The sequence below is a fragment of the Pseudoduganella sp. R-32 genome (assembly GCF_049913245.1).
In the GTDB taxonomy this organism is placed as follows: domain Bacteria; phylum Pseudomonadota; class Gammaproteobacteria; order Burkholderiales; family Burkholderiaceae_D; genus Rugamonas.
The window spans coordinates 1,264,932-1,277,407 of record NZ_CP183987.1; the positions used below are offsets into that span (position 1 = coordinate 1,264,932).

Below are 12,476 nucleotides of genomic sequence, written 5' to 3' on the forward strand. Positions count from 1 at the left end.
CCGGGTGTTGTATTTTGGTTGGAAAGAAAGAAACTGTGAGAATTTGAAAATGTTTATTGCCATACCATAAGCCCTTTTTCCTGAGGGTTTTGTTATGCATCCAATCATTCGGGCTACCGCGCCCCTGCTGATGGCGCTGGCCTTGGCTGCTTGTGGCGGCGGTGGCGGTAGTCCGGGCGCAAGCTCGAGCGGTAACTCAAGCGGTAGCTCCGGCGGAACTGTCACGAACCCGGACGGCAATTGGCTCTCCTTCACGCCAAATCCGGTCCAGGTATCGGGCTACGAAGGAGAGTCGATTCCGTTCAAGATCACTGCGACTTCCAGCCGCACGTTTACCAAACCGTTCAACGTCGCCATCGTCGACACATCGGGCACGATTACTACCGACGTACAGATATCGGCCCTGAACGAGATGACCTATCAAGCTAGCCTGAGCACCTCACCCAAGCTTCCCGCAGGTCTCACCCAGGTCAATCTTGAAGTCCGCTTGTGCGAAGATGCGCCGCTGACCTGCAGCAAGCCGCTGCCTGGATCGCCATGGAAAGTACCGCTGAAAGTCAACGTGAAGTCGACGACGGAGGCGGCTAAGCGTCTTGCACTGTCGGCGCAATCACTGCAGGCAGTAACCTATGCTGGCGAACAGGTTCAACTGAACCTGGATGGCACATTCACGGGCGACCTGCTGGGTACGCAATTCCTGGTTGGCGTGTACGAGAAGGGTGGCTTGAGTAATGTCAGCTATACGCAAAGCGCGCAAGGCTTCAATGCAACGCTGAAATCAGCTGCCACCTTGCAGCCGGGTGAATACAACAGCAATGTGGAAGTTCGCTTGTGCCGCGACGATCCGGCAACCTGCCGCCTGCCGATACCTGGTTCTCCCTGGATAATCCCTCTGAAATTGACGGTCAAGAATGCAAGCAACCTGACCACGCTTTTGCGTGTGCCGGGTGTTGGCGCCTGGTCTAGCTTCCAGGGCAACGCTTCGCACAGCGGATTCATTGACGCAACGTTTGACGCGACTAAGTTCTCGCGGCGTTTCAGCTTACCGGCCAGCGCTGTGACTGAATCCACGAATAGTGTCGCCACCGATAATGGCAAGGTGTTCATGACTCTTGGCAAGAGCTTCGACAGCGAATTTGAACTGCTTGCCATCAGCGAAGCCGACGGAAGTATCTTGTGGCGCAGCAGCCTGGGCAAAGTCAATCGCGCCAACTCGCCGGCTGTCGGCAATGGGTTTGTGTTCGTGGTCACTGTCGATGTGCAGAGCAACCTTTGGGTATTTGACCAGCAGAACGGCAACCTGGTCTCCAAAACCGCATTTGGCTCGAATACGGGTTCCCGCGCACCGACTGTAGCTGGCACCGACGTGTTTTCGATGGATGGTTATGACTATGACCGCAGCATGACAGCATTCTCATCCTCGCTCTTGAGCAAGCGTTGGTCCTCTCCCATGCCAAGCGTGATGCGTTCGAGCCCTACGCCGGCTGTAGACCTTGAAAATGTTTATGTCTTCCTGGACGGGAAACTTCGCGTGCTCGATACCAGTAATGGCAATCTGAAGTGGGCGGTGTCCGGTCCCGACGCCAATACCTTGGGCGGACAGAGTGTTACGTTGTCCGGCAACCTGGCCTTGACCTACGGTTCGGTCATCAGCGCTTATGACCTTACCTTGCGCACAGTCGCCTGGTCGGTGGCGAACAGCAATGTCGTCGATATGGCTGTGGGTAACAGCATGGTGTATTCCGTAGCCGGCATGAGCACTGTGCTGGAAGCACGCTCATTGTCTGACGGCAAGCTGCAGTGGACTTCAGAAAGCCTGGGGCAGGATAACTTCCGGAGCGTAGTCGTAGTACGCAACCTGGCTTTCGTCAGCGGCAGGCTGAGGACGGTAGCGGTTGACCTCGCGACCCATAAAGTAGTGTGGAGCTACCCGCGCGGCGGCAATCTTTCGATCTCCAGCAACGGCGTGCTTTACATTATGGAAGACAACCGCTCTGTATCGGCGATCAACCTGCAGTAATCAAAGATAGCGCGACAGCAGTGCGCCATCCAGCCCTTCTTCGAGCTGGATGCGCACGATGTGGCCGCTGCCGGGCGCGATCGTGATCTCGCTGCCATCGTCCGCCAGCATGCGGGCGATGGTGATATCGCGGTTGCCGCGCGGGTGCATGACTTCAATGCGGTCGCCCACCGCGAAATGGTTCTTCACATCGACGCGCGCCCAGCCGCCGTCGATTCCCAGCACATCCCCCACATACTGGCTGCGGTCGGTCTCCGAGGCACCGCGCATGTAGTTCTGGTGCTCCTGCGTGTGGTGGCGCTGGTAGAAACCATCCGTGTAGCCGCGATTGGCCAGGCCCTGCAGCTGGCCGAGCAGGCTTTCGTCGAACGGGCGTCCGGCCACCGCGTCGTCAATGGCCTGGCGATATACCTGCGCCGTGCGCGCTGCGTAATACGCCGACTTGGTGCGGCCTTCCACCTTGAGCGAGGTGACGCCGATCTTCACCAGGCGCTCGACGTGCTCCACCGCGCGCAGGTCTTTCGAGTTCATGATGTAGGTGCCGTGTTCATCTTCGAAGATCGGCATCAGTTGGCCCGGGCGCCCGGCTTCTTCCAGCAGGTAGGTCTGGTTGGCCAGCGGGTGGCGCGGCTGCTGGTGCAGCACCGAGATGTCGCCGATCGCGTCCTGGCAGCCTTCGCCCACCTTGTAGTCCCAGCGGCAGGCATTGGTGCAGGTGCCCTGGTTGGCATCGCGGTGGTTGAAGTAGCCTGACAGCAGGCAGCGGCCGGAGTAGGCCATGCACAGCGCGCCATGCACGAAGACTTCCAGTTCCATGTCGGGACAGCGCTGGCGGATCTCCTCGATCTCGTCGAGCGACAGCTCGCGCGACAGGATCACGCGCGTCAGCCCCATGCGTTGCCAGAACTTGACGTCGGCCCAGTTGACGGCATTGGCCTGCACCGACAGGTGGACCGTCATGTCCGGCCATTCTTCGCGCACCATCATGATCAGGCCAGGGTCGGCCATGATCAATGCGTCGGGTTTCATGGCGATGACGGGCGCCATATCGCGCAGGTAGGTCTTGAGCTTGGCGTTGTGGGCGAAGATATTGCTGGCGACGAAGAACTGCTTGCCGCGCGCATGGGCGCCGTCGATGCCTTCCTGCAGCGCCTGCAGGGTGGAGAAGTCGTTGTTCCGCACGCGCAGGCTGTAGCGCGGCTGGCCCGCATACACGGCGTCGGCGCCGTAGTCGAATGCGGCATTCATTTTCGCCAGGGAGCCGGCGGGCAGGAGGAGTTCGGGGGCGGTCAGCATGGCAGGCAAAATCCGCCAGCGTAGCCAAGCCGCCGCTGTCCGGCCATGATCTGGATCAAGTCTCGCGTATGATGTCGGCCATGATGATCGACTGGTTCTCGCCGGCGCAGTGCGTCGGCTACGTAGCGTTCGTGCTGGGCGTGGGTTGTTTCCTGCAGTCCGACGACCGGCGCTTCAAGCTGTTCATGGCGGGCGAATGCCTGGCCTACATCGTGCATTTTGCCTTGCTGGGCAATCCCACGGCGGTGGCCAGCACCTCGGTTTCCCTGTTGCGCTCCTTGCTGGCGCTGCGTACCCGCTCGCTGTGGGTGGTGGCGCTGGTGATTGCGCTGAACGTTGGCCTTGGCCTCGCCTTTGCGCGGCAGCCGGGCGATTGGCTGCCGCTGGCCGCATCTTGCCTGGGGACGCTGGCCCTGTTCCTGTTGCAGGGCATTCCAATGCGGCTGGTGATGCTGTGCGGGACCTGCCTCTGGATCGTCAATAACATCAGCGCCGGCTCCATCGGCGGCACGGCGCTGGAAGTGATCGTCGCCGGCGTGAATATCGCGACGATCCTGCGCTTACGCCGCGTGCAGCTCGCCGTATAGGGCGAGGAACTCCTGGCTCAGCTTGTGGCTGCGATCGAGGTGGATCATCGGAAGGTTGCGCTCGTGCGATTCGCGGATGCGGATCGAGCTTGAGAGCTTGTTTTCAAACACCGGCAAGCCTTCTTCCTTGAGCTGGTCCACCATGCGCTGCGGCAGCAGGGCGCGCGGCTGGAACTGGTTGACCACGATGCCTTCGATCTGCAGCGCGGGATTGTGGTCGGCCTTGATCTCTTTGACGTTGTTGACCAAGGTGTAGAGGGCCTGGCGCGAGAAGTCGTCGCAGTCGAACGGGATCAGGCAGCTGTCGGCCGCGATCAGGGCCGACTGGGTGAAGAAGTTGTAGGCCGGGGGCGTGTCGACGTAGATCTCGTCGTATTCCTTTTCCAGCTCGTTGAGCGTGTCGCGCAGCTTGTAGATCTTGTGGCGCGATTCCAGCTTCGATTGCAGGTCGCCCAGTTCGGGATGGGCCAGCATGATGGACAGGTTGGCGAACGGCGTGGCATGCACGTATTCGCCGGCCGGCCTGGCGAACATGCTGAAACTGAGCATTTGCTCGAAGTAGGCGCCGAGGGTAGGCGCCAGGCCTTGGGTTGCCGCGCCGAGCAGGTAGCGGCTGCTGTTGCATTGCGGGTCGATATCGATCAACAGTGTGCGTTTGCCATGGTGCGCCGCGATGGCCGCCAGGTTTACCGCAATGGTCGATTTACCGACGCCGCCCTTCTGGTTGAAGATTACGCGTTTCATTTGCTGGCCCCCGCTGTGGCTAAGATTGCAACGATTCTAGCATGATGCGGCGCAGCAAAAGCAAGCGTTTATGCGTGTTTATGCCTTCATGCAGGCATTTGAATCCATGAGGCCGCGCAGGTAGCCACGGCGGACCTTGCCTGCCAGGATCGCGCTTTGCGCTTTCCTCGATTGGCGCTCGGCGCCGCTCAGCTTGCGCAGCCAGCCGCGGAAGGGAATCGCGCCTTCCACCGTGCGCGCCAGGGCGCCGGTGGCCGCGTCACCGATGGCTTCCTTGGAGGCGTCCAAATGGCTCTGCTTTTCTTCGGGAACGTCGAAGTCCGGGCCCAGCTCTTCATCGAGGTCTGCAACTTGCGCCAGCAGGGCCGGGCAGCTCTTGTCGGAAGGCGCCTTGTACGGGTTGCCCATGGCGTCGCGCAGGACGTCCGGGATTTCGACCTTGGCGATATTCAGGTCGCGCAGAGGGGTGGTCGAAATTTCCTGGATGCGGTTTTGATCCTTGGTAGCGCACGCGCTCAGGGCCAGCGCGGCAATGGCCAGTAACACTCGTTGCATAGCTTTTGCGGTTAAAAAAAATGCAAGTATAACTAAGTCGGCGCGATTCGTTCCACAATTGTTTTGCGGTAGCGGCGGCTCATGCGCAGGTGCTGGCCGCCTGCCAGCACGACTGCATACTCGCCGTCTTCGCGCATTTCGAGCGAGCGCACGCTTTCCAGATTGACGATGGCGGAGCGGTGGATGCGCTGGAAACCGTAGGGCGCCAACTCCCCCTCGAGCTCGGACAGGCTGCGGCGCAGCATATGCGCCCGGCCGGCGGCGTGCACGGTGGCGTAGTAGTCGCTGGCCTCGATCCAGTCGATGTCGACAAATTTCACCACGTCCAGGGTATTGCCGTTCCTGATGATGAAGCGGCGCGTTTCTCCCGGCACGCGCAGGCGCTCTTTCACGCGTTGCAGCACGTGCTCGAAGCGCTGGTCGTCGAAGGGCTTGAGCAGGTAGTCGAGCGCGCCGACTTCGAAGGCGCGCAGCGCAAACTGGTGGTGGGCGGTGACGAAGACGATGGCAAACGGCGGTGCTGTGCCCAGGCGTTCGAGCAGCCCGAAGCCGTCGCATTCCGGCATTTCCACGTCGAGGAAGACCAGGTCGGGCCGGGCCGCCGGCAGCGCCGCCAGCGCTTCTTCCGCCGAGCCGCACTGTCCGACCACCGTGATTGCTGGATCGCGCGCCAGCAGCAGGGCGACATTGCTGCGGGCCAGGGGTTCGTCGTCGATGATCATTGCGCGCAGCATCAATGCTCCCGGTAGGGCAGGGTGAGCGTGGCCTGCACGCCATGCTCCATGTCATGCAGCGCCAGCGACTGCCGCTCGCCGTACAGCGCTTGCAGGCGCTGGCGGGTGTTGGACAGGCCGACGCCTTCACGCAGTTGCGCCGCCAGTGCCGGACCTTCGTTGGCAACGGACAGCACCAGCATTTCGCCCTCCCTGGCTGCCGTCACGCGTAGCGTCCCGCCCTTGGCGCGCTTGGCGATGCCGTGCTTGATGGCGTTTTCCACCAGCGGCTGCAAGACAAGGTCCGGCACCTGTGCGGCCGCGATTTCGGCCGGTATGTCGAGCTGCCAGCGCAGGCGCTCGCCGAAGCGCACCTGCTGGACTTCCAGGTATTTGCGCTGGAAATCAGCTTCGCTTGCCAGCGGCACGAGCTGGCGTTCGGAGCGGTCCGTCACCCGGCGCAACAGGTCGCCGAGGGCGGCAATGGTGGCGATCGCTTCGCTGTCCTTCTTCTCGCGAATCAGGCCGCTGACGGCGTTCAGGGCATTGAAAATGAAATGCGGCTCGAGTTGCAGCCGCAGTGCCGCCAGTTGCGCCTGCGCCAGCAGTTCGCGCTGCTGCGACAGGCGCTTGCGGGTGGCGAAGGTGACGCTGAGCGCGGCAATCGCGCCGTACAGGATCACGTCGCCCACCAGGTTGCCGATGAACTTCGATTTCCACAGCGGCAGGAAAGGATCGGGGCCCTTGGGATAGGCGAAAGGATTGAAGGCATGTTCCAGCATGGCCGCCCAACAGGTCCAGGCGGCACCGATCGCCAGGCAGGCGCAGGCATGCACGGCCCAATTGCCCGCAGCGCGGGACGGCAGGGGAAAGCGCCGCAGCAATGCAAGCGCTACCGGCGTCGCGGCTGCCCACGCGCCCCACGACGCGACGATCACGAAGAACAGCGTCCACCAGTCATGCTGCATGCCCATGGCGTGCATGGAGACCACGGTCTGGGTGGCATCGAACAAAGCCAGTGCCAGCCAGGCGAGGAAGGGGGCGATTGCGGTCATGGCCGCAATGATAGGGGAATTCAGGGCGCCGGGCGATGGCTTTGCAGCGAAACCACGGCGCGCTGCAGCGAACTGCATCGCGCCGGGCAATGGGGCGATGGGAGACTACAAGCCTTGACAATCCAACGAGGCGAGACCATGAAAAGACGAGAGCTGTTCCGCATTTCCACCGCAATGGGCCTGGGCGCCGCGCTGCCCGCGCTGGCCGGGACCAAGGTGCCCCAAGCTGGTGCGCCGGCACCCGCGGCGCCACTGAAACCGCCGCCGGAAGGCAGCATTCCAGTGGCCTTCCTGCTGTCCGATAACGCCGTGGTCATCGATTTTGGCGGACCATGGGAGGTGTTCGCCAACGCCAGCGTGCAGGGAAGGTCGGGTGAAGCGGCGTTCCAGCTGTATACGGTTGGCGCGACGGCGGCGCCGGTCACGGCATACGGCGGCATGAAGATCGTGCCGAACTACACCATCGCCAACGCGCCCCCGCCGAAGGTAATTGTGGTCCCGGCGCAAACCGTGGGCGATCCTGCCGTGCTGGAGTGGCTGCGCCAGACCTCGCGCACGGCAGACTTGACAATGTCGGTCTGCACCGGTGCGTTCATCCTGGCCCATGCCGGCCTGTTGGACGGAAAGTCGGCAGTCACCCACCACGGCGCCTTCAAGGAATTCGCCATGAAGTTCCCGCGCGTTCGCCTCAAGCGCGGTGCGCGTTTTGTCGAAGAGGGCAATATCGCCACTGCCGGCGGGCTGTCCTCCGGCATCGACCTCGCCCTGCGCGTGGTGGAGCGCTATTTCGGCCGCGCTGTGGCAAGCAGCACGGCCTATACCATGGAGTACCAGGGCCAGGGCTGGCTGGACCCGAACTCCAACAGCATTTACGCCATAACGCGCCGCTCAACCGAGCAGCATCCGCTGTGCCCTGTTTGCGAAATGGACGTCGACAAGTCGGCCTCCTTGTCCACCACTTACCGCAAGCGCAACTATTACTTCTGCATGGAGGAGCACAAGAAATTGTTTGATGCGAACCCGGCGGGCTTTATTGCGTCGCTTCCCTGAGCAGCCAGTCGCGGAAGGCCGACGTCGGGGGCAGGCCCGCGCAATCGGCACGGTGCATCATGTAACTGTTGTTGGACGAATGAGGGTATATCATGCACTTAGTTTCAACGATTGGACTATGCATGCTTATAGCGACTCACAGCGGCAAGTTCCACGCAGACGACGCGTGGGCTGTCGCTGTATTAAATGTTTTATATCCCGGCGCCGACATCATCCGCACGCGCGACCAGGCCATCATCGATACGGCTGACTTTGCAGTCGACGTGGGCGGTGTGTGGGATCCGGCCGCGGGCCGCTTCGACCATCATCAAAAAGGCTTCGATGTGGCGCGGCAGAGTGGCGTGCCTTATGCCAGCGCCGGCCTGGTATGGCGCGAGCATGGCGCGCGCTGCGTGGCTGCGCTGGCCCTTGCCCATACCGGGCAGCAGCTGGCGGAAGCGCAGGCACGCGAAATTGCTTATGCCATCGATGCGGACGTGGTGCAGTACCTCGACCTGTCGGATGTGGGCGCCGCGAAGAGCGCGCCGGGCAGCTATGGCTTGTCGGCGGTGATTTCCGGCTACAACAGCAACTGGCTCGACGAGCAAAGGCTCGGCTATGGCGGGCCATCGGATGAATTCCGGCTGTCGCAGTTCCGCCGGGCGATGGACGTGCTGACTGACGTCATGGTCAATGCCGTCAAGTACCGGGTCGGCGCCTTGCTGGCCGTGGAGCAGGTGCGACAGGCAGAAGTGCTGGAGGGCGGCAAGGTCCTGTTCCTGAAAAATGGCGCGCTGCCGTGGAGCCAGGTGGTGCGCAAGGAGATGCCCAAGGTGCTGTTCGTGATCAGCTACAGCATCGCCGAGCAGCGCCACCTGCTGCATACGGTTCCGCTCAGTACCGAAAATTTCGATGCGCGGGCAGACTTGCCGGAGTCCTGGGCGGGCTTGCGCGATGCCGAACTGGCGGCAGTCACCGGCGTGCCGGACGCCGGTTTTTGCCACAACGGCAGGTTTATCGCCTCCGCCAGGTCGTACGAGGGAATCCGCGCCATGGCATCCCTCGCCCTGCAAGCCCTGAACCCCGCCTAGTTGTTGCAGCCCATGCTATGGAGGCGGTCATAGGCGGCCTTGGCTTGCACCAGGCCATAACCGTAGTACGGGTCGCGGCCGGCCGCGCCCAGGTCAAGCGCGGTCTTGTCCAGCGTGCTGCGGATCTGGGCCGCGCTGCATTTCGGGAAGTAGCTCCACACCAGCGCTGCCACTGCCGACACGTGCGGGGTTGCCATTGAGGTGCCGTTGAAGAGCGCGTAACTGCTTGCGTTCACTTGCAGCACCGCCGGCTGGCCCAGTTGCTGCAGCAGGCTGGCGCCCACCGTATCCGATACGCCGACCGAAGGAATGCTGGTGGCCGATCCACCCAGCGTGCCATTCAGCTCGCCCGCCACGTTGTTGTACACGACCGCGCCAATGCCGCCGCTGGCCTGGCAGTTGGTGACCTTGGCCGCGAACGAGACCGAGCCGCGCTGGATCAGGCAGATCTTGCCGGCCATGGCGCCATCGACCGCCGTGCCGAGCCCGAAGTTGGCCAGCATGCCCGAGGCGGTGCCGGGCGGCGTGCCATCCATCGGAATCGGCGTGTAGACGACATCGCTCACCTGCAGGGTGGCGCTGCGGCCGCTGCCCATCGGCACCGTCGACAGCACGCTGACGCCCGGCGCCGACAGTTCAACCTTTGGCGTGAACTGGGAGAAGCTGGCGACCTGCCGGTTTTCGTCCAGGGCGCCGATCGACATCACGCTGCTGTAGCCGGCTGGGTAGGACTGGGTATTGTTGCCGTCATTGCCGGCGGCGGCAATCGATAGCACGCCGCGCTTGGCCAGCCCGGCGAAGGCGAGTTCTTCGGCGATGCTCGGGTCGCCGCCGCCAAGCGACATGCTGATCACATTGGCGCCGGCCGCGCCGCACTTGTTGGCGGCGCCGATCAGGGTCGAGGTATAAGTCCATTCGTCGGCACTGAACACCTTGACGATGTGGATGTTCAGCTGGCGGCCTGGATTCACGCCGACCACGCCGACGCCGGCATTGTTGATGGCGGCGATGGTGCCGGCGACGTGGGTACCGTGATGCAGTTCGTCGGTGCTCCAGTTACCGGTGCCGGGATTGCTGTTGCCGGTGAGGCGGTTGCCGTTCAGGTCTTCATGTGCCCGGTCGATGCCGGAGTCGATGATGCATACGGTGCGGTTGCTGGCATAGGTGTCGGGCAACTGGTCGGCCTGGACCATGCTGATGCCATACGGGACCTGCTGGCCCAGCAAATAGGGGCTGCCGGTGGACGGCGTGCTGACGGCGAAGGGATAGCGTTTCCTGTCCTCTTCCACGAATTCGATCTGTGCGTTCTTGCGCAGCGTGGCCACTTCGCTGCCGGGAACCTCGGCTGCCGTGGCGTTAATCTCCGCCAGGTCCTGTACCACCTTGCCTCGCGCTGCCGCGATCGCTGCTTTGGCGCCTGACGCGCCGCCGGCCTTGAAGCCGATGATGACGCGCACGTCGCCGGTCGCGGCGCCGGCAATGGAGAACTGGGCACTGACGGCCGCCGCCAGCACGGTCATGGCGAACCTGGCGCGGGAATTTCTGCTCTGTTTTTTGAACATGATGAGTCCTGGGATCGAGTGTTGAATGAGTGGCCTTGGACAACAGAAAAAGACAGCCGCTGGTGGCGGCTATCGAAAGTGATGCTAGGTTGCTTCAATCGCAAGGTCAACCGGAATACTGGCTTTCTTCGCAAAACTGACCTGGAAACCACACAAATTCCATGCAGAAACAGGCAAAAAAAAACGCCACCCGAAGGTGGCGTTCAGCCTCAGGAGGAAGCTTAGAACTGGTTCATGGTGTTGTCTTTGCCGGCCGCTTTCAGGGCAGCCTCGCCGCTGAAGTATTCCTTGTGGTCGTCGCCGATGTCGGAACCGGACATGTTCTGGTGCTTGACGCAGGCGATGCCCTGGCGGATTTCCTTGCGCTGCACGCCGGCCACATAGCCCAGCATGCCCTGGTCGCCGAAGTATTCCTTGGCCAGGTTGTCGGTCGACAGGGCCGCGGTGTGGTAGGTCGGCAGTGTGATCAGGTGGTGGAAGATACCGGCTTCGCGGGCTGCATCAGCCTGGAAGGTGCGGATCTTCTCGTCGGCTTCGATCGCCAGCGGGGTGCCATCGTATTCAACGCTCATCAGGGCGGCGCGGTCGTAGGCCGACACGTCCTTGCCTTCCGCTTTCATGCGGTCGTAGGCTTGCTGGCGGAAGTTCAGGGTCCAGTTGAACGATGGGCTGTTGTTGTACACCAGCTTGGCGTTCGGGATTACCTTGCGGATTTCGCTGACCATGCCGCCGATCTGGGCAATATGCGGTTTCTCGGTTTCGATCCACAGCAGGTCGGCGCCGTTCTGCAGCGAGGTGATGCAGTCGAGCACGCAACGCGCTTCGCCGGTGCCGGAGCGGAACTGGAACAGGTTGGAAGGCAGGCGCTTTGGACGCAGCAGCTTGCCGTCGCGCTTGATGATCACGTCGCCGTTGCCCAGGGCGTCGGCCGACACTTCGTCGCAATCCAGGAAGGAGTTGTATTGGTCGCCCAGGTCACCCGGTTCCTTGGTGACGGCGATCTGCTTGGTCAGGCCGGCGCCCAGCGAGTCGGTACGGGCCACGATGATGCCGTCGTCCACGCCCAGTTCCAGGAAGGCGTAGCGTACCGCGCGGATCTTGGCCAGGAAGTCTTCATGCGGCACGGTGACTTTGCCGTCCTGGTGGCCGCACTGCTTCTCGTCGGATACCTGGTTTTCGATCTGGATGCAGCAGGCACCGGCTTCGATGAACTGCTTGGCCAGCAGATAGGTCGCTTCGGCGTTACCGAAACCGGCGTCGATGTCGGCGATGATTGGCACCACGTGGGTCACGTGGTTGTCGATCTTGTCCTGGATGGCTTTCTTGGCGTCGCCGGTGGCGGCGTCCAGTTGGCGGAACAGGCCGCCCAGTTCACGCGCGTCAGCCTGGCGCAGGAAGGTGTACAGCTCCTTGATCAGGGCCGACACGGCGGTCTTTTCGTGCATCGACTGGTCAGGCAGCGGGCCGAACTCGGAGCGCAGCGCGGCGACCATCCAGCCCGACAGGTAGAGGTAGCGGCGGTCGGTGCTGTTGAAGTGCTTCTTAATCGAGATCATTTTTTGCTGGCCGATGAAACCGTGCCAGCAGCCCAGGGACTGGGTGTACTGGGACGGGTCGGCATCGTAGCGGGCCATGTCGGCGCGCATGATCTTGGCGGTGTAGCGGGCAATGTCCAGGCCGGTCTTGAATTTGTTCTGGGCGCGCATGCGGGCGGCCGCTTCAGGGCTGATGGCGTTCCAGGCGCTGCCGTTGCGTTCCTTCAGGGCTGCGATGGCTTGAATGTCGTCTTGGTAGTGGGACATGGTCTATTCCTAGCAAAAAAGC

Annotated in this window: 11 protein-coding genes; 4 read left to right on the forward strand and 7 right to left on the reverse strand. The window is 62.2% G+C overall.

All coding sequences use genetic code 11. From position 1 onward, the window contains the following. Positions 1-94: 94 nt before the first annotated feature. Complete coding sequence (locus tag ACN9MU_RS05910) at positions 95-2,020, forward strand: PQQ-binding-like beta-propeller repeat protein (protein WP_426321082.1); 1,926 nt, start codon at positions 95-97, stop codon at positions 2,018-2,020. Here the strand turns inward: ACN9MU_RS05910 and yegQ are convergent, their stop codons facing one another. Beyond that, a complete protein-coding gene (yegQ, locus tag ACN9MU_RS05915) occupies positions 2,021-3,316 on the reverse strand; it encodes a tRNA 5-hydroxyuridine modification protein YegQ (protein WP_426321084.1) in 1,296 nt (431 codons plus the stop codon). Positions 3,317-3,396: 80 nt separating this feature from the next. Here yegQ and ACN9MU_RS05920 point away from each other — a divergent pair, with 80 nt between their 5' ends. Continuing rightward, positions 3,397-3,903 carry a YgjV family protein gene (locus tag ACN9MU_RS05920; protein WP_426321086.1) on the forward strand — a complete coding sequence of 169 codons (507 nt, stop codon included), beginning with the start codon at positions 3,397-3,399 and terminating at the stop codon, positions 3,901-3,903. On the opposite strand, the gene ACN9MU_RS05925 is transcribed toward ACN9MU_RS05920, so the two are convergent. The 4 genes from ACN9MU_RS05925 to ACN9MU_RS05940 form a co-directional block, all read right to left on the reverse strand. Then, entirely contained in the window at positions 3,877-4,647 is a 771-nt protein-coding gene (locus ACN9MU_RS05925; RefSeq protein ID WP_426321088.1) for a ParA family protein, read from the reverse strand. The genes ACN9MU_RS05920 and ACN9MU_RS05925 overlap by 27 nt on opposite strands. Positions 4,648-4,725: 78 nt before the next feature. Then, positions 4,726-5,202 carry a hypothetical protein gene (locus tag ACN9MU_RS05930; protein ID WP_426321090.1) on the reverse strand — a complete coding sequence of 159 codons (477 nt, stop codon included), beginning with the start codon at positions 5,200-5,202 and terminating at the stop codon, positions 4,726-4,728. Positions 5,203-5,234: 32 nt separating this feature from the next. Continuing rightward, positions 5,235-5,936, reverse strand: a complete 702-nt coding sequence (locus ACN9MU_RS05935; RefSeq protein ID WP_426321092.1) for a LytR/AlgR family response regulator transcription factor — start codon at positions 5,934-5,936, stop codon at positions 5,235-5,237. After that, entirely contained in the window at positions 5,936-6,970 is a 1,035-nt protein-coding gene (locus tag ACN9MU_RS05940) for a sensor histidine kinase (RefSeq protein WP_426321094.1), read from the reverse strand. Before ACN9MU_RS05940 ends, ACN9MU_RS05935 begins: the two co-directional genes overlap by 1 nt. Positions 6,971-7,108: 138 nt before the next feature. Between ACN9MU_RS05940 and ACN9MU_RS05945 the strand changes: the two genes are divergently transcribed. Continuing rightward, on the forward strand, positions 7,109-8,020 hold the full coding sequence (locus ACN9MU_RS05945) for a DJ-1/PfpI family protein (protein ID WP_426321096.1): 912 nt from the start codon (positions 7,109-7,111) through the stop codon (positions 8,018-8,020). Positions 8,021-8,142: 122 nt separating this feature from the next. Further along, the gene (locus ACN9MU_RS05950) at positions 8,143-9,090 is read left to right on the forward strand and encodes an MYG1 family protein (protein WP_426321098.1); all 948 of its coding nucleotides are present in this window, start codon (positions 8,143-8,145) and stop codon (positions 9,088-9,090) included. On the opposite strand, the gene ACN9MU_RS05955 is transcribed toward ACN9MU_RS05950, so the two are convergent. Together ACN9MU_RS05955 and ACN9MU_RS05960 are read right to left on the reverse strand one after the other, a co-directional pair. Beyond that, a complete protein-coding gene (locus ACN9MU_RS05955) occupies positions 9,087-10,652 on the reverse strand; it encodes a S8 family serine peptidase (protein WP_426321100.1) in 1,566 nt (521 codons plus the stop codon). The genes ACN9MU_RS05950 and ACN9MU_RS05955 overlap by 4 nt on opposite strands. 221 nt (positions 10,653-10,873) lie before the next feature. Next, positions 10,874-12,454 carry an isocitrate lyase gene (locus ACN9MU_RS05960; RefSeq protein WP_426168392.1) on the reverse strand — a complete coding sequence of 527 codons (1,581 nt, stop codon included), beginning with the start codon at positions 12,452-12,454 and terminating at the stop codon, positions 10,874-10,876. Positions 12,455-12,476: the final 22 nt, after the last annotated feature.